Annotated in this window: 17 protein-coding genes; 13 read left to right on the forward strand and 4 right to left on the reverse strand. The window is 68.7% G+C overall.

Annotation, left to right across the window (positions count from 1 at the left end; genetic code table 11):
• The 6 genes from PKA16_RS01795 to PKA16_RS01820 all read left to right on the forward strand — a co-directional run bounded on the left by PKA16_RS01795 (position 1) and on the right by PKA16_RS01820 (position 3608).
• Positions 1–219 carry a hypothetical protein gene (locus tag PKA16_RS01795; RefSeq protein WP_324399799.1) on the forward strand — a complete coding sequence of 73 codons (219 nt, stop codon included), beginning with the start codon at positions 1–3 and terminating at the stop codon, positions 217–219.
• 76 nt (positions 220–295) lie between these two features.
• Positions 296–526 (forward strand): hypothetical protein, encoded by a 231-nt coding sequence (locus PKA16_RS01800; RefSeq protein WP_324399801.1) that lies wholly within the window; start codon positions 296–298, stop codon positions 524–526.
• 12 nt (positions 527–538) lie between these two features.
• Positions 539–871 (forward strand): hypothetical protein, encoded by a 333-nt coding sequence (locus PKA16_RS01805; protein ID WP_324399803.1) that lies wholly within the window; start codon positions 539–541, stop codon positions 869–871.
• Between the two features lie 36 nt (positions 872–907).
• Positions 908–2296, forward strand: a complete 1389-nt coding sequence (locus PKA16_RS01810) for a virulence factor TspB C-terminal domain-related protein (protein WP_324399805.1) — start codon at positions 908–910, stop codon at positions 2294–2296.
• Positions 2296–2562 (forward strand): DUF2523 domain-containing protein, encoded by a 267-nt coding sequence (locus PKA16_RS01815; protein WP_324399807.1) that lies wholly within the window; start codon positions 2296–2298, stop codon positions 2560–2562. Before PKA16_RS01810 ends, PKA16_RS01815 begins: the two co-directional genes overlap by 1 nt.
• Positions 2559–3608, forward strand: a complete 1050-nt coding sequence (locus PKA16_RS01820) for a zonular occludens toxin domain-containing protein (RefSeq protein WP_324399809.1) — start codon at positions 2559–2561, stop codon at positions 3606–3608. The genes PKA16_RS01815 and PKA16_RS01820 overlap by 4 nt, the downstream gene beginning before the upstream one ends.
• Before the next feature lie 319 nt (positions 3609–3927).
• On the opposite strand, the gene PKA16_RS01825 is transcribed toward PKA16_RS01820, so the two are convergent.
• A complete protein-coding gene (locus tag PKA16_RS01825) occupies positions 3928–4131 on the reverse strand; it encodes a hypothetical protein (protein WP_324399811.1) in 204 nt (67 codons plus the stop codon).
• 58 nt (positions 4132–4189) lie between these two features.
• On the opposite strand from PKA16_RS01825, the gene PKA16_RS01830 reads away from it, so the two are divergent.
• Positions 4190–4780 (forward strand): recombinase family protein, encoded by a 591-nt coding sequence (locus PKA16_RS01830; protein ID WP_324399813.1) that lies wholly within the window; start codon positions 4190–4192, stop codon positions 4778–4780.
• Positions 4781–5380: 600 nt separating this feature from the next.
• Here PKA16_RS01830 and PKA16_RS01835 read toward each other — a convergent pair.
• A complete protein-coding gene (locus PKA16_RS01835) occupies positions 5381–5653 on the reverse strand; it encodes a cold-shock protein (protein WP_324399815.1) in 273 nt (90 codons plus the stop codon).
• A gap of 191 nt (positions 5654–5844) precedes the next feature.
• Between PKA16_RS01835 and clpS the strand changes: the two genes are divergently transcribed.
• Entirely contained in the window at positions 5845–6210 is a 366-nt protein-coding gene (gene clpS, locus PKA16_RS01840) for an ATP-dependent Clp protease adapter ClpS (protein WP_324399817.1), read from the forward strand.
• A 174-nt stretch (positions 6211–6384) separates the two neighbouring features.
• Positions 6385–8721, forward strand: coding sequence for an ATP-dependent Clp protease ATP-binding subunit ClpA (clpA, locus tag PKA16_RS01845; protein WP_324399819.1), 2337 nt, complete (start codon positions 6385–6387; stop codon positions 8719–8721).
• Between the two features lie 55 nt (positions 8722–8776).
• Here clpA and PKA16_RS01850 read toward each other — a convergent pair whose 3' ends face one another.
• Positions 8777–9751, reverse strand: coding sequence for an NAD-dependent epimerase/dehydratase family protein (locus PKA16_RS01850; protein WP_324399821.1), 975 nt, complete (start codon positions 9749–9751; stop codon positions 8777–8779).
• A gap of 111 nt (positions 9752–9862) precedes the next feature.
• Here PKA16_RS01850 and sbcB point away from each other — a divergent pair, with 111 nt between their 5' ends.
• A complete protein-coding gene (sbcB, locus tag PKA16_RS01855) occupies positions 9863–11317 on the forward strand; it encodes an exodeoxyribonuclease I (protein ID WP_324399823.1) in 1455 nt (484 codons plus the stop codon).
• Between the two features lie 309 nt (positions 11318–11626).
• On the opposite strand, the gene PKA16_RS01860 is transcribed toward sbcB, so the two are convergent.
• Complete coding sequence (locus PKA16_RS01860) at positions 11627–12169, reverse strand: redoxin family protein (protein WP_324399825.1); 543 nt, start codon at positions 12167–12169, stop codon at positions 11627–11629.
• A 221-nt stretch (positions 12170–12390) separates the two neighbouring features.
• On the opposite strand from PKA16_RS01860, the gene PKA16_RS01865 reads away from it, so the two are divergent.
• From PKA16_RS01865 to PKA16_RS01875, 3 genes are read left to right on the forward strand one after another with little or no spacing between them, the layout of a single operon-like run.
• A complete protein-coding gene (locus PKA16_RS01865) occupies positions 12391–14511 on the forward strand; it encodes a CHAT domain-containing protein (protein WP_324399827.1) in 2121 nt (706 codons plus the stop codon).
• A 34-nt stretch (positions 14512–14545) separates the two neighbouring features.
• Positions 14546–16162 carry a ShlB/FhaC/HecB family hemolysin secretion/activation protein gene (locus PKA16_RS01870; RefSeq protein ID WP_324399829.1) on the forward strand — a complete coding sequence of 539 codons (1617 nt, stop codon included), beginning with the start codon at positions 14546–14548 and terminating at the stop codon, positions 16160–16162.
• Positions 16163–16195: 33 nt separating this feature from the next.
• Positions 16196–19558, forward strand: a complete 3363-nt coding sequence (locus PKA16_RS01875) for a filamentous hemagglutinin N-terminal domain-containing protein (protein ID WP_324399831.1) — start codon at positions 16196–16198, stop codon at positions 19556–19558.
• Positions 19559–19591: the final 33 nt, after the last annotated feature.

The following is a 19591-nucleotide window of genomic DNA, read 5'->3' on the forward strand; positions in this document are numbered from 1 at the left end:
ATGGGCCGCTTCCTGGTCCAGTCCCTGGACACCGGCCGCTTCCTGGCGCCCTCGCTCGTGGACGGCTCGCCCGAATGGGTCACCAGCCTCCGCGAAGCGGGCGGCGGTGTCGTCAGAGACGAGCAGGAAGCGATCGAACTTGCCTACGAGTGGGCCGAAGTGTCCGAGCAGGTCCAGGTCGTCAACCTCGACCGACTCGGCACGGCCGATGACTACTGAGGGGATTTCAGCCTAGCAGGCCGCGTGCGACCTGCAGGGGTGCAATCCTGCACCGTTCACCAAAGGAGATCACACCATGATCAACAAAACCCGCGCCGTCGCGCGCAAGTATGGCGCCAAGCTGGCGCTTGCCCCGATGGCCGCTCTGGCCTCGCTGCCCGCCCTGGCCCAGGAGGACCCCAGCGCGTCCGAGCAGGTGCTTTCCGCCGTCAATGGCGGGTTCGCCTCGGCGCAGGAGATCGCCGTTGCCATCGTCATCGGCTTGTTCGCGATCTACGCGATCAAGCTCATGTGGCGCGCCAAGTAAGGCGAGCGAATCATGTGGCAAGTCGGCTCGGTCTGCTACCAGTCGCCAGCACTGGCAAACGCCGCGACGGCTTCCACCGTGCGGGGCTCCATCGTGGAATACGGCGGGGTCCCGCACATCGTTGACGTCGCCCTGATCGGGGACACCGGCGTTGAATACATCCTCCAGCCCATCGGCGGCGGCACGCCCATCGTGCAGCAGCTCGTCATGGACCCGCAGCCCTGCGGCCTCCTGACCATCTCGGACGTCCAGCCCTTGGCCTGGGCCGTCCTCGCCGGTTGGGTCGCAGTCTTCATGATCAAGCAGCTATGGGCCGCTGCACATGGGGGCAGGGATGACACCTGAAGCCATCATCTATGTCATCGGAATGCTAGGCGCGGCATGGCTTCTCGTTCAGTAATTTGGTCCGCGCTCCTGGTCGCGGCATGGCTCGGCAGCAGTGTCGATGCCCATGCCGCCTTTGCCAGCGCCACGCCGCCCATGCAGTGGGTCGGCGGTGCTGCTGGTGGAGCCATGGTCGCGTCGGCGAGCTCGGAGATTGTCAAGGGCTCCGATGACTTCTTGCGCTTGATGAGTAAGCCCTCGATCCTCGGCAAGGAATTTTCTGCTGCGGCTCGGGTGGGCACTGAGGGCGCGCGGTTTGTTGCGAAGCGCGCTTTTTTGCTTGGGCCTGGGGTGGTGCCGCTGTTGACTGGGTGGGCGTTGTCTGCAGGGCTGGAGTATTTGTGGGACGAGGTAGGCCAGAAGTGGGTGCAGCCAGATGGCGATGCGGTCGTCTCGGATGGTTTGAGGTGGTGCACTGCGTCTAATTTTTCGAGTATTCACAACTGCTCGGCTACGGGTGTGACCGAGCACGCAGGGGGTCAACAGGCTGCGGATTCGGTCTATGCGGGCTGCGTGGCTTACTACGGGAATGCCGGGCGGTGTCGGGTGCCGGTGAAGAACAATTCGACCGAGTGGAATGTTCAGCACAATCCGAGCGGATCGCTCTGGTGGAATATCTATGTGAGGCCGGACGGGTCGAGCGTTTGTCCTGCGGGTTGGTATGTGACGATGACAGGATGCTCTGATACTCGGCCCGTTACTGATCTGACGCCGCAGGAGTGGGAGGACGCATTTGGGCAGCACGCTAACAAGCTGCCGGCTGACCTGGTTCGCAAGGTCGGTGGTCCGGTCCCGGTCGAGCGGCCGAAGATGAACCCGCAGCCTGGCCCCGATGGCGAGCCTGCGCCGTTCGACGTCCCTCAGGGCCGGCCCGTTCCGAACCCGAACTTCGACCCCGAGCAAGATCCCAGCACGTCCAATCCGCCTTTCTTGCAGCCGACCGTGCGCGTGATCCCGCAGGGCACCGAGGTCGAGCCCTGGCGCGTCGAGGTCCGTCCCTATGACAAGCCGAGTTTGACCGATGACCCGAGCCCGCTACCGATTGAGCAGCTTCCAGGCGGCGAGGGCGGCAGCCCGCCCGACGGCAAGCCTCCGGGCGATTTGGGGCTGTGTGAGCAGTATCCGGACATCCTCGCTTGCGAGAAGATGGGCGAGGTTGAGCCCGTCGAGCTTGAAACCAAGGAAATCGACTTTCAGTTTGACGAGGTCGAGGGCTTCGCCGGCGGCGACACCTGCCCGCCTCCGATATCCGTCGAGGTCGTAGGCCACGAGATTGAATTTTCCTGGGAACCGTTCTGCGATTCCCTCACCATGATCCGGCCGCTCATGATCGCCATGGCCTGGCTGTCGGCGGCCTTCATCCTCCTGGGCGCGAGGGAGACGTGATGCTTGCCAAGGTCCTCGGGTGGGTCTTCACTTTCGCCATCGTCCGCGCGATTGCCTCCATTGGCATCGGCATCGTCACATACGCCGGCGTGATCTACGCGATCAACAACGCCATCACCTACGCCCGGGCCGCCTACAACGAAATGCCCGCCGGCGTCCTCCAGTTCCTCGGCCTCGCCGGCATGCCCGAGGTCCTGGGCATCATCCTGGGCGCCGTGGTCGCGCGCGCCTCCTTGGTCTTCGCTCGTCGTCTGGCTTTCCTATGAGTGACGCAAAGATAACGTTGGTAACGGGGGTCCCTGGCTCTGGTAAGACTGCGCTGGCTGTCGACCTGCTTCTCAAGGAGTTTCAAGGTCGGCCGCTCTACGTGGACGGCCTGAACGGCCTCAAGCTCGATCACGTTCCCATCGACGTCATGAAGTGGCCAGAGGAAGTCGAAGACGGCGGCGTCATCGTCGTTGACGAGGTGCAGCGGAAATGGCGCCCGCGCGGCCCAGGTGCCAAGGTTCCCGAATCCGTTGCAGCCCTTGAAACCCACCGGCATCGCGGCATCGATATCGTCGTCATTACGCAGAATCCGCGCTTGGTGGACTCCAACGTCCGTAACCTGGTCGGCCGGCACCTGCACGTGAGGAATACCGGCGTCATGGGCCGGTGGCTCTATGAATGGCCTGAGGTGTCCGTTGATTGCGCTTGGAAGTCGTGCCTGAACAAGCGCAAGTATCGGCTTCCGAAGCGGGTGTTCAGCCTCTACAAGAGCGCCAGCGTTCACTTCAAGCACAAGCAGAGCATTCCCTTGGTTGCCTACGGTGCAGCCATCGCCCTGGTCGCCGTCGCCGTCCTCGGCGGCCGCGTTTACAAGCAGTTCAGTCAACCTAAGGAGATAGAGCAGGTCGAGGCGTCAGAGTCCAAGAAGCGCCAGCTTGCCGACTACGTGCCCAGCGTCAGCGCACCAGCGTCCAAAGCGTCAGTCGGCCCAGTGGACGAGCGAGTCGATTTCATCCCCAGGATTTCCGGCCGACCCTGGACGGCACCCGCCTACGACGACATTCGCAAGGTCGTCCAGGTCCCCCATATCGCCGGCGCCATGTGCATCGGTGAGGACTGCCGGTGCTACAGCGCAGACGGCGGTCGTCTCCACGATGTGGGCTCCCGCGACTGCCGCGAATGGCTCGAGCGTGATGCCTTCAACCCCTACCGCGTCCGCGTCCACGGAACGCCTTCGGGTGATACACGGTCGAGCGCCAGTCCCTCGGAGTCTTCCGAAACCCAAGGAGCGGTTGGCGATCATCCCGCCTCCCTGGCCTCGTGAGTCGATCCAGCAGCACCGCAGCAGCGACGATGCCCAGGATCACCAGGATGATGGCGCCGGAACTCATGCCGCCATTGTCTACCAGCGCAGACCCTGAGCCACCCACTTACTGACAAACAGGGTATTCGGGGACCCGCTTGCGGGGCTGGGGGTATGGGGGTGCAGACCCCCCATGTCAGCCTTTCCTCCAACACGTGCCCCCTATTTCGTGGCACATGCTTTTCCTCCATCTGCGCGAGGGATCGTTACCCGCATGGGATGAGACCTAGGCTCAGGTGCGCAGCAGTAGAGCCCGGTCCCGCAGGGACGCGTCCAACCTTCAATACCCCAGTGCCTTGAACGTCCAGAACAACCCGCCACCCACCGCCATCCAGGCCAGCACCATGGCCCAGGTCGGCAACCGGGCCGGCGCGCGTTGCAGCAGTGCCCACTGCAGGACCCGGCCTCGGCGCTGCTTCCGCTCGCTGCTGCGCACCAGCTTGTCGTAGTGGTCCCAGTAGTAGTCCCGGTCTTTCAGTCCCATTTCGCGATGTTAAGCGGTCCCCCGGCCGATCTGCGGCCGGTTTCTTAGGAGAGCGTGAATGTTTGTGGGATATGCACGGGTCAGCACCCAGGATCAGGACACCGCCTTGCAGCTGGACGCCCTGGCGGCCGCTGGCTGCCAGAAGGTCTACCAGGAAAAAGCCAGTGGCGCCTCCAGGCGCGGCCGCCAGGAGCTGGCCCGCTGCCTCGCTTCACTCGGTCCTGATGACGTCCTCGTCGTCTACAAGATCGACCGCATCGCCCGCAGCCTGTTCGACCTGCTCGGCATACTGCGCCACCTGGAGCGCGTCGGCGCCACCATCAAGAGCGTCACCGAGCCGCTCGACACCACCAACAGCATGGGCGTCTTCGTGGTCCAGATTCTCGGCGCCGTCGCTCAGCTCGAACGGTCCATGATCCGCGAGCGATCCATTGCAGGCCAGGTCGCCGCCCGAGCTCGCGGCCGCCATCCCGGCCGAGCCCGCGCCATGTCCCCCGAGGACGAGGCCGACCTGGTGCGCGACTACCTCGCTGGCGGCTTCACCTATGACAGCCTGTCAGCAAAATACGGCGTGTCGCCCTCGGTGGCCAAGCGCGCTGTCTACCGTGTCACGAAGCCAGCGGCCTACCAGCGCCGCGCCAAGGTATAGGAGGGTCCGGATTCCTCCGTCTCCGCCAGACAAGAAAACGGGCCCGCGCGGCCCGTTTTCATTGCCTTGCCACATTCCGGCAAGCTGAACCGACGCGGGAATCGAGGAGGCTCCTTCGATTGGGAATGGAGCCATCATAAGAAAGTCCCCGAAGAATTCCCCCGAGATGATCGGGCGCGCGCCGCGCACCTGCAAGGAGCGGCGCTCCCCGCCCCGACGGCCCCGGTGGTCCGCCACACGTCAATGCCCGATGAGACCCAACGCTGCCGCTGGTTGGATGAATGCGTCGCCAGCCTGGACAGCGCCGCGCGTGCGGATGGGACGGTGCGGCGCATGGAATGGCTCGACGAACAGCGACGCAAGGTGCGTGACGGGCAGTTCAGGCTTCGGTGCCGGCGAGCAATCGCGGGACGCTCCGATCGTGTCGGAGTGCGAAATCCTCCACACTCGCGATGCCTCTTGGCGTCCCTGGACATGACCCACGGCCGGTGGTGACTGTCTCATCGAAGCGCGGCGAAGTCATCTGCCATGGCGGCGCAAGTTCGCGCCAGATGGAACAACGGGCCCGCCGGGCCCGTTGTCAGCCGCGCGCGGATCGTTTCACGCCGCCGGCGGCGCCTCGCCATCCAGGGCCGGCGAGGCGACGGCGGGCGTCGCGCCTTCGGGCGCGCCCGCGGCGCGGATGTGCATGGCGAGCAGACCCTTGGGGCCCTCGCTCACATCGTAGTCGACGCGCGCGCCTTCCTTCAGGGTCTTGAATCCGTCCATGTCGATGGCCGAAAAATGGGCGAAGACATCGGGCCCGCCGCCATCCGGCTCGATGAAACCGAACCCCTTCAGATCGTTGAACCACTTGACGCGTCCGCTCGGCATGCCTGTCTCCTCGCCGGGGTCATCTGCCCCTTGTCGGTGCAGTGTGCGGCAGCGGCCGGCGCCTTGTCAATTGCCGCAAACCCGGCGCCGCGCAGCCGCGCCGGCTTGATTTCGCGGCCTGCGTCCCGACCTGCGGAGTTGGCATGGGCGCGCGCGCTGCAGGCCTGCGACGCCTCGATAAAATTCCTGCCATGGCCACCTCCTTTCCCATCACGCCAACCGGCACGCCCGGCCAGGCGACGCCCAGCCGCCCGTCGGACGACGGCGCGGTGGTGCTCGAGCGGGTTCCGCAGAAGATCAGGCCGCCGCGCATGCACCAGGTGGTGCTGCTCAACGACGACTACACGCCGATGGAGTTCGTGGTGGTGGTGATCCAGGAGTTCTTCCACAAGGATCGCGAGACGGCGACGCAGATCATGCTGAAGATCCACCTGGACGGCAAGGGCGTGTGCGGCGTCTACACCCGCGACGTGGCGGCCACCAAGGTGGACCAGGTGCTGGGCGCGGCGCGCCAGGCCGGGCATCCGCTGCAGTGCATCAGCGAGCCGATCGAATAGGGCGGCCGGACGGCGCCACGCGCGTAGCATGGGCCCGACGCCGTGTGGCTAGGTAAAACCCCCAAGCAGACGGACGCGGGCCCAATGCCGTTGAATATCACCGAACCTTCCCCAACTGAGGCTGTCGAAGTCTCGGGAAAGAAGTAAGCTAGAGGCGGCAAAAGGAAACACATCATGATTGCCCAGGAACTGGAAGTCAGCCTCCACATGGCCTTCGTCGAGGCGCGTCAGCAGCGCCACGAATTCATCACGGTCGAGCATCTGCTGCTGGCCCTGCTGGACAATCCCAGCGCGGCCGAGGTGCTGCGCGCCTGCTCGGCCAACATCGACGACCTGCGCAAGTCGCTGGCCAACTTCATCAAGGACAACACGCCGCAGGTGGCCGGCAGCGACGAGGTCGACACGCAACCGACGCTGGGCTTCCAGCGCGTGATCCAGCGCGCCATCATGCACGTGCAGTCCACCGGCAACGGCAAGAAGGAAGTGACCGGCGCCAACGTGCTGGTGGCGATCTTCGGCGAGAAGGATTCGCACGCCGTCTACTACCTGCACCAGCAGGGCGTGACGCGCCTGGACGTGGTCAACTTCATTGCGCATGGCATCCGCAAGAGCGACCCCCCGGAGGCCGGCAAGCCGGCCGAGGGCCAGCCGGGCGCGAGCGAGGGCGAGAGCGAGGCCAGCGGCGAGCGCGGCGAGAAGGCCTCGCCGCTCGAGCAGTTCACGCAGAACCTCAACCAGCTTGCCAGGGAAGGCAAGATCGATCCGCTCATCGGACGCGACTACGAGGTCGAGCGCACCATCCAGATCCTGTGCCGGCGGCGCAAGAACAACCCGCTGCTGGTGGGCGAGGCCGGCGTCGGCAAGACGGCGATCGCCGAGGGCCTGGCCTGGCGCATCACCGAGGGCACGGTGCCCGAGATCCTGGAAGGCGCGATCGTCTATGCGCTCGACATGGGCGCGCTGCTGGCGGGCACCAAGTACCGCGGTGACTTCGAGCAGCGCTTGAAGGGCGTGCTCAAGAGCCTGAAGGACAAGCCCAACGCGATCCTGTTCATCGACGAGATCCACACCCTGATCGGGGCCGGTGCGGCCTCGGGCGGCACGCTGGACGCGTCCAACCTGCTGAAGCCGGCGCTGTCGTCGGGCACGCTCAAGTGCATCGGCGCCACCACCTTCACCGAGTACCGCGGCATCTTCGAGAAGGACGCCGCGCTCTCGCGGCGCTTCCAGAAGATCGACGTGGTCGAGCCCACGGTGCCCGAGACGATCGAGATCCTGAAGGGCCTGAAGACGCGCTTCGAGGAGCACCATGCGGTCAAGTACGCCGCCTCGGCGCTGCAGGCCGCGGCCGAGTTGTCGGCCAAGTACATCACCGACCGTCACCTGCCGGACAAGGCGATCGATGTGATCGACGAGGCCGGCGCGGCGCAGCGCATCGCGCTGGCGAGCAAGCGCAAGAAGACCATCGGCAAGCACGAGATCGAGGAGATCGTCGCCAAGATCGCGCGCATCCCGCCGGCCAGCGTGTCCAACGATGACCGCAGCAAGCTGCAGACGCTGGAGCGCGACCTGAAGAGCGTGGTGTTCGGCCAGGATCAGGCACTCGACGTGCTGGCTTCGGCCGTCAAGATGGCGCGCTCGGGCCTGGGCAAGGGCGACAAGCCGATCGGCTCGTTCCTGTTCTCCGGCCCCACCGGCGTCGGCAAGACCGAGGCCGCGCGCCAGCTCGCCTTCATCATGGGGGTCGAGCTGATCCGCTTCGACATGTCGGAATACATGGAGCGCCATGCCGTGAGCCGCCTGATCGGCGCGCCGCCGGGCTACGTCGGCTTCGACCAGGGAGGGCTGCTGACCGAGGCGATCAGCAAGAAGCCGCACTGCGTGCTGCTGCTCGACGAAATCGAGAAGGCGCACCCCGACATCTTCAACGTGCTGCTGCAGGTGATGGACCACGGCACGCTGACCGACAACAACGGGCGCAAGGCGGACTTCCGCAACGTCATCATCATCATGACGACGAATGCGGGCGCCGAGACCATGAACAAGGCGACCATCGGCTTCACCACGCAGCGCCAGGCGGGCGACGAGATGGCCGACATCAAGCGCCTGTTCACGCCGGAGTTCCGCAACCGTCTGGACGCCATCGTCAGCTTCAAGCCGCTGGACGAGCAGGTCATCCTGCGCGTGGTCGACAAGTTCCTGCTGCAGCTCGAAACGCAGCTGGCCGAGAAGCGGGTGGAGGTCACCTTCACCGACAAGCTGCGCAAGTACCTGGCCAGGAAGGGCTTCGACCCGCTGATGGGTGCGCGCCCGATGCAACGCCTGATCCAGGACACGATCCGCAAGGCACTGGCCGACGAGCTGTTGTTCGGGCGCCTGACCGAGGGCGGGCGCCTGACGGTGGACCTGGACGACAAGGACGAGGTCCTGCTCGACATCACGGCGCTGCCCAAGAAGGACCGCAAGGGCGGCGAGCCGACCGAGCCGGAAGAGGAGATGGCAGCCGATTGAGCGGCGTCCGCGCCACTCCAGGCCCAGCCCGCTGCCGCGCGCAGCGGGCTTTTTTTCAGGGTCGCGCGATCGGGCGCAACGAGGACACCATCGCCGCCAGGCCCTCGGCGTAGGGCGTGACGCGAAAGTCCGGATAGCGCGCCATGAACTTCGCGCTGCTGAACACGTAGTCCTGCTGGTTCTGGTAGAGCATCTCGCCAACCTCGCGCAGCAGCGGCAGCGCCAGGCCCATGGCACGCACCAGGGCGACGGGCAGGCGCTGCACGCGCGTCGGTGCGCCCAGCAGGCGCGCGCTTTCGAGCAGCAGTTCGCGCGGCGTGGGTGGCGGGCTCGCGGTCGGCAGGTGCCAGCTCTGCTGCCAGGCGCCATCGTCCAGTGCCAGCCGGGCCAGCGCGCGCCCGGCGTCCGGCGTGCAGGTGAAGCTGTGACGCGCGTCGGGGTCGCCCAACCAGAAGGCGGCGCGGCCCTGCAGCTGGCGTTCGATGGCGGCCGAGTACAGGATCGACAGGCGAACGTGGGGCCCGTAGAAGTCGGCGCTGCGGGCGATCAGCCAGCGCAGGCCGCGCCGCGCACCAGCCTCCTGCAGCATGGCCAGCAGCCGCGCGCGCACCTTGCCCTTGCGCGAAGGCGGGTCGATCGGGTGGTCCTCCCGCATCGGAACTTGCAGCGGCCGCGGGCCGTAGACATAGACGTTGTCGAACCAGACCAGCCCCGCGCCGTGCGCCAGCGCCGCATCGATGGCGTGCTGCATGACGCGCGGCCAGTCGTGCTCCCATGCCGCCGCGCGGTAGGCCAGGCCGAGCGTCAGGTACAGGTGGCTTGCGCCTCGGGCCGCGGCGTGCAGCGCGGCGCCGTCCAGTGCGTCCAGTTCCAGGTGCGGGATGCCTTGATCACCCGGCGGCGGGGCGCTGCGACTGGCCAGCGTCACATCCTGGCCGGCTCGGCGCAGCGCGTCGGCGGTGGCGCGGCCGATGACGCCGTCGCCGGTGATCAGGTGACGCGAGCGGAGAGGCGATGCGGGCTCTGGCATGGCGTCATCATCGGTCCTTTCCGGATCGGGGGGTGACGGGATGTTGCGGATGGCACGCCCTGTGGGCTGGCTGACCGCGGCAGGCTGCGCGCGCTGGTTATGCTCCGCCTCATGTCCACGCTCACCTTCCTCTGGCACGATTACGAGACTTTCGGCACGAATCCAAGGCGCGACTGGCCGGCGCAGTTCGCTGCCGTCCGCACCGATGCGGAGCTGAACGAGGTGGGTGCGCCGGTCGAGTTGCACTGTCAGCCGCCGACTGACCGCCTGCCGGCGCCCGAAGCCTGCCTGATCACCGGCATCACGCCCCAGGAATGCGCCGCGCGCGGCGTGCCCGAGCACCGCTTTGCCGAGCGCATCAACGCGCTGCTGGCCGAGCCCGGCACCATCGGCGTGGGCTACAACTCGATCCGCTTCGACGACGAGGTGACGCGCTTCCTGCTGTGGCGCAACCTGATCGACCCCTACGCGCGCGAGTGGCAGAACGATTGCAGCCGCTGGGACCTGCTGGACGTGGTGCGCTGCGCGCACGCGCTGCGCCCGGAGGGCATCGCGTGGCCGCAGGGCGAGGACGGCACCGCGAGCTTCCGGCTCGAGCACCTGACCAGCGCCAACGGCCTGGCGCACGAGGCCGCGCACGATGCGCTGTCGGACGTGCGCGCCACCATCGCGCTGGCGCGACTGGTCAGGCAACGGCAGCCCCGGCTGTTCGACTTCTGCCTGGCGCTGCGCAAGAAGGAACGCGTGGCGGCGGAGCTGGGCCTGCCGACCACGCTGCGCGCGGCACGGCCCTTCCTGCACGTGAGCGGCCGCTTCGGTGCCGCGCGCGGCTGCATCGCCGTGATGGCGCCGCTGGCGATGCACCCGACCAACCGCAACGAACTGCTGGCCTGGGACTTGTCCGCGGATCCGACGGAACTCGCCGATCTCCGCCCGGAGGCCGTGCGGGCCCGCCTGTTCACGGCGGCCGCCGATCTGCCCGAGGGCGTGACGCGACTCGCCCTCAAGAGCGTGCACCTGAACAAGTCACCCATCGTGATCGCCAACCTGAAGACCCTGCGGCCCGAGTTGGCCGAACGCTGGGGCGTTGATTTCGGCGTTGCAGAGCGGCATTTCGAAAGCCTGCGCGCGTTGCCCGACCTGAGCGCCTTGTGGTCCCAGGTCTATGCGCGCGCGCCGGCCGAGGCGCCGGTCGACGTGGACGAGGATCTGTACGGCGGTTTCCTCGGCGACGCCGATCGACGTCGCCTGGAGCGCCTGCGCGCGCTGGGGCCCGAGGAGCTGGCGGCGTCGCGTGTTGGCTTTGACGACGAGCGCCTGCCGGAACTGCTGCTGCGCTACCGCGCGCGCAATTTCCCGCAAACGCTCAGTGCCGCCGAACAGGCGCACTGGGAGGCGCACCGCACCGCGCGGCTGCTCGGAAGCGCCGAGCAGGAACCGCCGATCCAGGCCTGGTTCGAGCACATCGACACCCTGGCCGAGGGCGTGGACGACGAGCGCGCACAGGGGGTGCTCGAGGCGCTGTACGACTGGGGCGAGCAACTGGCGCCGGACCTGGCGGGCTGACGGTGCCGTGCCTGGGTGACGCGCGCGGGTCTTGGCCTCGACTCACACGCCGAACGGCAAGCATCCTGACCCGCCCAGACCTGCGCGTCGGTCCATTTTCCGGGGAGCGAGGGAGCCGGCTGGCGTTCGCAGGACAGACAGGCCGGCGGTCGTTTCCCACCCGTTACCCCGATTCGTGCGACCCGCGACGCGGGGAGCGGCACAAGTCCGATGGCCGCGGAGCAGGCCAGTCCGGGCACCCGTGGACGGGGCTTCGCTGGGCCCCCGTGCGTCCCCCTCGGAGGAAGAAACGCGGCGACATGGGGGGCTTCATCGCCATCCGGCCCAGGCCAGGCGCAGCCACAGGCCGGCCGTGGTGGTGTAGCCAACGCTGCTGGCGCGGATGCGGCCGTCGGCGTCGAGCACGATGAAGGCCGGCACGGCGGTGACGCCGTAGGCAGCGGCGATCTCGCCTTGCGGGTCGGTCACCGCGGCCCAGTGCAGGCTGCGACGCGCGAGCTCGCGCTGCACCGTCGCCGCGTCGCCCGAGCGCAGCGCGACCGTGAGCACCGGCCAGTGGTTGGCGACCCGGCTGACGTTGTCCTGTTCCAGCTTGCAGACCGGGCACCATTCGGCCCAGAAATTGAGCGCGACCGGCTGGCCTGGATGGGCGGCGCGCCACTGCGTCAGCGACATCGTGGCGCCTGCTTGCGCGGCGACCGCCGATGCGCGAAAGTCGGGCGCCGGCCCGCTGGGCACGTGCCGGGTCTGCCACGCGTGCACGCCCAGCAGCGCCAGCAGCAGCCAGGCCAGTGTGGCTCCGTGGCGCCGCCAGCGGCGCAGGCGTGATGCGGGCAAGTGGGTCGGTTGCATGGAGGAAGGGGGTGCCTGGGGTCTTCATCGCTGGCTCGCTGCGCAAGCCCCGATGTGCCGAGCCCGATTGTCCGATGAAGCGGCACGGCAGCGCACGCGCCGGGGCGGCTTTCGTCGACCGTTCGAACTAGGCCGTTTTGTACATTGGTGCGGCCGGCCGCGCCTTCTAGACTGGGTATCTCGCGCGCAGAGGGTGTTTCGAGGAAAGCGAGGCTAGACGCATGAGATTCGCCGGCGGATCGGGCGGGTGGTGGTGGGCGGCCGTGCTGGTGCTGGCCGCCGGCGCCGCCATGGGGAGCGCATCGGCGCAGCCGGCGGCGCCCGACGCCGAGGCCGCGGCGGCGCGGGCGGAGCAGTTGCGCGTGGCCGATACCGACACGCTGCTGGCGCTCACCAGCGACGGCGCCGTGCTCTACGCGCAGGACGACGTCAAGCTGGATGCGCTGCAGTACTGCAGCCAGGCGGTGGCGCTGGCCGAGGCGGGCGAGTTTCGCCAGAGCGTGCGCGCCGCCAGCAAGGTGCTGCATCTGGCCGATGCCCAGGGGGACGACAACCTGCAGGCGTTGGCGCGGCGTGACCTGGCGATCGTCTACAGCTATTCGGGCCAGTACGACAAGGCGATCGAGTTCGCACGCCAGGCGCTCGGCTTCACAGCCAAGGAGCCGCAGACCGTGGTCGGCCCGGCCAACAAGGTGATCGGCGACGTGCGCATGCGCCGCGGCGACGTCACGGGCGCCATCCTGAGCTATGAGGAGGCGCTGGCGGGCAGCTCGGAGCGCTACGCGCCGCTGGTGCGCGCCTCGCTCGCCAACGCCCTGATCGAGGCAGGCCAGACGCAGCGCGCGCGCGAGACGCTGGCCGCCATTGCCAAGCCGCCCGAGGAGGGGCCGCTGCGCGCACAGATTGACCGCACCGAGGCGCGCCTGCTGCTGGCCGAGGGCAAGCCGGCCGAGGCGCGCGCGCGCTACCAGGCGCTGACCACGCGCAGCTACGGCGTGGACAGCCACTACTTCCAGCTCTGGGCCTGGGACGGCGTGGCGCGCAGCGCGCAGGCCGAGGGCGACCAGGCGGACGCGCTGGCGGCGATCGAGCAGGCGCTGACGCTGGTCGATGGCACGCGCAGCCGCTTTCGCAGCGAGGAGTTCAAGATCGGCCTGTTCTCGGACCTGCAAAGCGTGTTCGAGCGTGCGATCGACCTGTACCTGGGCGCCGGCGACGCGCGCCGCGCGCTCGAAGTGAGCGAGCGCAGCCGTTCGCGCGCGCTGCTGGACGCGGTGCGCGGGCGCGCTGCCCTGGGTCCGGATGCGTCCGAGACCGTGCGGGTGGACGCGCTGCAGGCCGCGCTGCGGCCCGACGAGCGCATGGTCGAGTTCCACGCGCTGCCCGAGTACCTGCAGGCCTGGGTGATCGGGCCGACCTCGCTGGAGAGCCACCAGTTTCCGGTCAAGCGCGACGAGCTGACCGAGCTGGTCGAGGTGTTTCGCAACCAGATCGTGCGCGGGCGCCGCACCGCCATCACCAACGCCGACAAGCTGGGCCAGGCGCTGATGGCGCCGCTGGGGCTGGCGCCGGGGCAGCGCGTGATCGTGGTGCCGCACGGACCCCTGCACTACCTGCCGTTCCAGGCGCTGCGGCTGGAAGGCCAGTATCTGATCGAGCGCCACCCGATCTCGGTCGCGCCCTCGGCCGGCATCGCGCTGCGTCTGGTGCAGCGTGGCAGCCAGGCAGCCGACGCCCTCACGGCCTTCGGCAACCCGCGCATCGAGGACAAGTACGACCTGCCCGGCGCCGAGGCCGAGGTGTCGCGGCTGTCGCGGCTGTTTCCCCAGCACGCCCTGTTCACGGGCGCCCAGGCCACCAAGACCAATTTCCGCGAGGCGATCGCCAAGGCACCGCTGGTGCACGTGGCGGCGCACGCGCAGGCCGACGAGGTCGATCCGCTTTATTCGCGCATCCTGCTGGCCAACGAGGACGGGCGCCACAGCTTCCTGGAGGCGCACGAGGTGATGGACATGAAGCTGCCGCGCACCGCCCTGGTGACGCTGTCGGCCTGCGAATCCGGCCTGGGGCGCATTGCCAGCGGCGACGAGGTGCTGGGCTTTCCGCGCGCCTTCCTGTCGGCTGGCAGCGAGGCACTGATCGCCTCGCTGTGGCCGGTTTCGGACGAATCCACCGAAGTGCTGATGAGCACGCTGTACGGCGCGCTGGCGCAGGGCCGCGACGTGCAGCAGGCGATGCAGGCGGGGCAGCTCGCGGTGATGCGCCAGCCCAGGATGGCCCATCCCTTCTTCTGGGCCCCGTTCAACCTGACGGGCAACTGGCGCCTGACGGTGGGAGGCTGAAGCCGTGCATGCTTTCACAGGGTTCCCCCGCCGCATGGCCATTCGAGCCTGGGCGCGCGGCAGCGGCCTGGCGCTGGCGCTGGTGCTGGCAGGCAGCGCCGGCGCGCAGGCGCCGGCGGCGGCGTCCACGCCCCAGGCGCTGCCGTCGGGCGCGCCGACGCAGCAGGTGGCCACGTTCCGCCTGGTCGACGTGCGGCTGCAGGGCGCGCACAGTGTCGATGCGCAGCAACTCGACGCCCTGGTGCAGCCGTACCGCGGCCGCGACGTGACACTGACGCAGTTGCAGGCGCTGGCCAATGCCATCACGGCGCTGTACCGCGAGCAGGGCTACTTCCTGGCGCAGGCCATCGTGCCGGTGCAGAAGGTGCAGGACGGCGTGGTCGAGATCAGCGTGATCGAGGGGCGGCTCGGCCGAGTCGACGTCACGGTGGCGCCGGACGCACCGATCAGCGAGGCACGCGTGCGCGCCTTCCTGGCCGCGCTGCCGGTGGGTCAGGCCGTAAGCGCGCCAACCTACGAGCGCGCCATGCTGCTGCTGTCGGACCAGCCGGGAATCAAGGTCAGCTCCGGCCTGCAACAGGGCACGGCGCCGGGCACGGTGGACCTGGCGGTCGAGGTGGTGGCGGCGCCGCGCTGGAACTTTGCCGCCGAGGCGGACAACCACGGCACCCTGGAGACCGGACGCTGGCGCGTCGGCGGCACGGCACGCTGGAACAGTCCGGCGGGCATCGGCGACAACCTGGACGCGCGCCTGATGCTGTCCGAGCGCAAGCTGGCGTTTGGCCGCGCGATCTACGAACTGCCGCTGGGCGGCAGCGGGCTGCGTGCCGGCTTCGGCCTGGCGCGCGTGCAGTACGAGCTGGGCGGAGCCTTCAGCGCGCTGGACGCGCATGGCCAGGCCGACGTGGTGGATGTCTCGCTCAACTATCCCTTCATCCGCCAGCGCAGCCACAACCTGTTCGGGCGCCTGGTGCTGGAGTCCAAGCGCCTGAAGGACGAATACCGCGCCGTCGACGTGAGCCTGGGCAAGCGCGTGCACGACGTCGGACTGGGCTGGGCCTGGGAGCGGCGCGACGACTGGCTGGGTGGCGGCTACTTCGCCAGCAACGGCACGCTGTACACCGGGCGGCTGCGCATCGGCGACGCCGCCGCGCGCGCGGCCGACCAGGCGCCCGGCGGCCTGCACACCTCGGGCCGTTTCTCGCGCCTGCTGTTCCAGCTCTCGCGCCTGCAGTCGATCGCACCGCGTCACACGCTGTACTACTCCGTCGGCGGCCAGTGGGCCAGCAAGAACCTGGACGCCTCGGAGCGGCTGGCGCTGGGCGGTTCGCGCGCGGTGCGCGCCTATGCCGCCAGCGAGGCGCTGGTGGACCAGGGCTGGATCCAGACCCTGGAATGGCGCTGGGCCGCCACCGACGAACTCACGCCCTACCTGTTCTACGACGCCGCGCACGGGCGCCAGGCCAAGCGCCTGTCCGTGCCCGGCAACGGCGTCAGCCTGCGCGGCGCCGGCATCGGCCTGGCCTGGGGCCGACCGGGCGACTTCAGCCTGAACGCCACGCTGGCCTGGCGCAGTGGCACGCGCCGTGGTCTGGCCGATGGCGGTGGGCGCAACCCGCGCCTGTTCGTGCATGCGCAAAAGGCGTTCTGAATTTGCAGCGGGCCGCCGTGATGGAGCCGAGCCATGAAAACCCATGATCCGTCCCGCAGGGGCCGGCGCGCCCTGCCGCGCCTGAGCTGGCTGACCGCCGTCATGCTGGGCGCCGGCCTGGTGCCGGCGCTGGCGCAGGTACTGCCCAGCGGTTTCGCCACACCGAGCGGCGGCGTGTCGGCCAGCACCAGCGGATCGACCATGACGATCACGCAGTCCCAGCAGCGTGGCATCGCGCACTGGAACGATTTCTCGATCGGTGCCGGCGGCACGGTCAACGTGGTGCAGCCGAACGCGAACAGCGTGCTGCTCAACCGGGTGATCACCGACACGACCTCGCAGATCGACGGCGCGCTCAACGCCAATGGCCACGTCTACCTGATCAATCCCTGGGGCGTGCTGTTCGGCGCAGGCGCGCGGGTCAACGTGGGCGGCATCGTGGCCTCGACGCTGGATCTGACGGGCACGACGGTGGCGGAGCGCAACGACCGCTTCATGAGAGGCGGGGCGCTCGAGTTCGCGGTGAGCGAGGGCGGAGCCTCCGGGGTCTGGGTCGATCCCGGTGCGGAGATTCGCACCCAGGGCAATGGCGGCCTGGTGGCGCTGCTGGGCGAGCAGGTGACCAACGGCGGCCTGATCTCGGCGCCCGGCGGCACCGTGGCGCTGGGCGTCGGCGACCGCATCACGCTGGATCCGGTCGGCGACGGCCTGACGACGCTGCGCATCGACCTGCCCTCGTCCTCGGACGCGGCGGGCATCTTCAATGAAGCGGGTGGGCGGATCGAGGCCGACGGCGGCCGCGTGCTGTTGAAGGCCGACTCGCTGTACGGCGCGGTGATCAACCAGCAAGGGGTGATCCAGGCCCGGCGTCTGGCGAACCGGGGCGGCGAGATCACGCTGGAGGCCAGCGCGGACAACCAGACCGAGCCGGTCGCGGACGTGTACCTCGGGGGCACGCTCGATGCCGACGGTGTGGGTTCGGCTTCGGGCGGCCGCATCCAGGTCAACGCCGCGGGCGCGCTGGTCCTGGACGGGAGGTTGACGGCGCGCGGCGGCAGCGGCGGCGCAGCCGATGGGGGCGCCATCGAGACCAGCGGCGGCTCCTTTTCCATCGGCTCGGGCTTTGCGGTCGATGCCTCGGCCACCGCCCCCGGCGGGCAGGCCGGAACCTGGCTGCTGGATCCGCAGGACCTGACCATCACCCCCGGGCCCGCCGCCGGCGCGACGAATACCCTGTACGACTCTACCATCAGCGCTGCGCTCGATACCGGCACCAACGTGACGGTGGTGACTCCCGCGGGCGGGACGTCGACCGGGGGCGATGTCGTTTTCAACGACGTCAATGCACCGATCCTGATCCAGCGCACGGCGGCGGGTGCGCCGGTGGGCTTCACCATCAACGCCGACCGCAGCATCACCTCGGCATCGGCTTTGACGGGCTCCCCGGGCGCCGGCATCACCATCGAGTCCAGCGCCGGTGCCGGCCCGTTGAACGTCCACCTGAACGCCGACGCGCACAACCATGCCGCCGATCCGGCAACCGGCGGCGGCCGGATCGCGCTGCAAGGCCTCACGGCCCGCTCCAATGGCGGCGACATCGGCATGAAGGCCAACTGGACGGATGGCGCGGGAGGCTGGGCGATCGACCTGGGCGACACCGTGCTGGAGAGCGCCAGCGGCTCGATCGCCCTGGCCGGCTTCAGCAGTACCGGGGGCGGGGTGCAGCTGAGCAACAGCACGGTGACGGCCGGTGGCACGGGCGCGGTTTCGGTCACGGGGGTGGGGAACAACTCGCAACTCGACCCCGGCAACGGCGTGGCATTGCGCGGGTCGAGCATCGAAACGCAGGCCGGCAGCGTGGCCGTGCATGGCCACGTGCAGGATGGCCTTGCGGTGGCACCCGAGGCGGGCGTGCTCCTCGACAGCGACAGCTGGATCGAGTCGCAGAGCGGCTCGGTCGACGTGGTCGGCTCGGCCGCATCGAGCAATGGCGGTTCCACCGGGCTCCAGATTGATGGGCGCGTCGCGACGGGCGGGGATGCCAGCTTGCGCGCGTTCAACGACGGCAATGCGGATGCGCTGGTCGTCGGCACGAGCGGCTCTGTGCAGGCCGGCGGCATGCTGAACCTGCGTCCCGGGGGTTTTGATGGGTCGGCCTGGACCGATCGCCCGGGAGACGCGATCGAACTGGGCGCGGCCAGCGGCACGGGCTTTGCCCTGTCGCCCGACGAACTCGCGCGCCTGTCGGCCGGCACGGCAGTGGTCGTCGGCAGTGACGTGCACGCCGGGCCGATCACGGTCGACGGCGCCATTGCGGTGCCCTATGCGCTGACCCTGCAGAACGGAGCCGGTGGCGGCATCCAGCTCGATGCGCCCGTGCAGGCGCCGCGGCTGGCACTGGACAGCGGCGGCAGCATCCGGCAGCACGCCGGGGCGCATATCGAGGCGGACGAGTTGCTGGCGCGTTCGCGCGGCGGCGACGTCGATCTGCAGTATGTCGAAAATGACGCCGGCGCGCTGGCGGGCTCGGCTGCGGGAGATTTCGCCTATGTGGACGCGAATGCGCTGAGTGTGCGGCCGCTCAGCCTCATGGGTGCCTCGTCCGCGGTGAATGCGCCGCAGCCGATCCAGGTGTCTTCGCTGCAGGGTGGTTTGGTGCGGGTGCAGACGCTGTCGGACGACCTGACCCTGGCCATGCCGGCCAGCAGCAGTGCGGGCACCGACCTGGTGGCCGCGGCTCGCTTCCAGAATCCGGGTGCCGGCAGCATCAGCGGAGCGCCCTGGCGCGTCTGGGCCGATACCTGGGAGGGCGAGACGCGCGGCGGCATGGCCGGATCGGGGCCGCTGCCGAACCTGTACGGTTGCACCTATGAGGGCAGTTGCGGCGTCAGCGTATCCACCACCGACAATCACTTCATCTACACGCAGCGTCCCACGGCGACCGTGACGATCAACGACGTGACGCGTCCGGTCGGTCTGCCCAACCCACCCTTCGGCATGACCGTGAGCGGCTTGCGTCCAGGCGACAGCGCCGCCGCGATTCACGGCAGTCCGAGCACCGATGCGACCGCAGCCAGTCCGATCGGTTCCTATGAGATCAATGGCGACTACACGTCGGACGCCGGCTACCAGCTCGAGGTGGTGCCGGGGACGCTGAAGGTCGTGGGTGGTGGCTTGCCCGGGGATACTCCCGGCCTGGACCTGCCAGGCGATACCCCGACCTACGACGGCAACCTGGGTGGCGCGCCGATCTGCCTGGCGAGCGCGCCGCTGGATGGAGATCGCGCGGACGTGGAAGGCGACGTGCTGGCGCGTGAGTGGTCCCGCGTGCGCGTGCGTCCGCGCCTGACCAGCTGCATCGACTCCTCGCGACGCAACGCCTGCAGCGATTTCTGATGCCGCTTCCAGGTTGAAGCGTGGCGAAGTCAT

Origin of the sequence: Ottowia sp. (assembly GCF_035325765.1) — a bacterium.
GTDB lineage: Bacteria > Pseudomonadota > Gammaproteobacteria > Burkholderiales > Burkholderiaceae_C > Ottowia.

What these genes read in the sequence shown, in the direction of transcription:
- PKA16_RS01870 (WP_324399829.1), top strand. Translation starts at nt 14,546, where the DNA reads ATGGCCATTCGAGCCTGGGCGCGCGGCAGCGGCCTGGCGCTGGCGCTG.
- PKA16_RS01835 (WP_324399815.1), bottom strand. Translation starts at nt 5,653, where the DNA reads ATGCCGAGCGGACGCGTCAAGTGGTTCAACGATCTGAAGGGGTTCGGT.
- PKA16_RS01810 (WP_324399805.1), top strand. Translation starts at nt 908, where the DNA reads ATGGCTTCTCGTTCAGTAATTTGGTCCGCGCTCCTGGTCGCGGCATGG.
- clpS (WP_324399817.1), top strand. Translation starts at nt 5,845, where the DNA reads ATGGCCACCTCCTTTCCCATCACGCCAACCGGCACGCCCGGCCAGGCG.
- PKA16_RS01815 (WP_324399807.1), top strand. Translation starts at nt 2,296, where the DNA reads ATGCTTGCCAAGGTCCTCGGGTGGGTCTTCACTTTCGCCATCGTCCGC.
- PKA16_RS01800 (WP_324399801.1), top strand. Translation starts at nt 296, where the DNA reads ATGATCAACAAAACCCGCGCCGTCGCGCGCAAGTATGGCGCCAAGCTG.
- PKA16_RS01830 (WP_324399813.1), top strand. Translation starts at nt 4,190, where the DNA reads ATGTTTGTGGGATATGCACGGGTCAGCACCCAGGATCAGGACACCGCC.
- PKA16_RS01860 (WP_324399825.1), bottom strand. Translation starts at nt 12,169, where the DNA reads ATGCAACCGACCCACTTGCCCGCATCACGCCTGCGCCGCTGGCGGCGC.
- PKA16_RS01875 (WP_324399831.1), top strand. Translation starts at nt 16,196, where the DNA reads ATGAAAACCCATGATCCGTCCCGCAGGGGCCGGCGCGCCCTGCCGCGC.
- PKA16_RS01865 (WP_324399827.1), top strand. Translation starts at nt 12,391, where the DNA reads ATGAGATTCGCCGGCGGATCGGGCGGGTGGTGGTGGGCGGCCGTGCTG.
- PKA16_RS01805 (WP_324399803.1), top strand. Translation starts at nt 539, where the DNA reads ATGTGGCAAGTCGGCTCGGTCTGCTACCAGTCGCCAGCACTGGCAAAC.
- PKA16_RS01850 (WP_324399821.1), bottom strand. Translation starts at nt 9,751, where the DNA reads ATGCCAGAGCCCGCATCGCCTCTCCGCTCGCGTCACCTGATCACCGGC.
- PKA16_RS01795 (WP_324399799.1), top strand. Translation starts at nt 1, where the DNA reads ATGGGCCGCTTCCTGGTCCAGTCCCTGGACACCGGCCGCTTCCTGGCG.
- PKA16_RS01825 (WP_324399811.1), bottom strand. Translation starts at nt 4,131, where the DNA reads ATGGGACTGAAAGACCGGGACTACTACTGGGACCACTACGACAAGCTG.
- PKA16_RS01820 (WP_324399809.1), top strand. Translation starts at nt 2,559, where the DNA reads ATGAGTGACGCAAAGATAACGTTGGTAACGGGGGTCCCTGGCTCTGGT.
- sbcB (WP_324399823.1), top strand. Translation starts at nt 9,863, where the DNA reads ATGTCCACGCTCACCTTCCTCTGGCACGATTACGAGACTTTCGGCACG.
- clpA (WP_324399819.1), top strand. Translation starts at nt 6,385, where the DNA reads ATGATTGCCCAGGAACTGGAAGTCAGCCTCCACATGGCCTTCGTCGAG.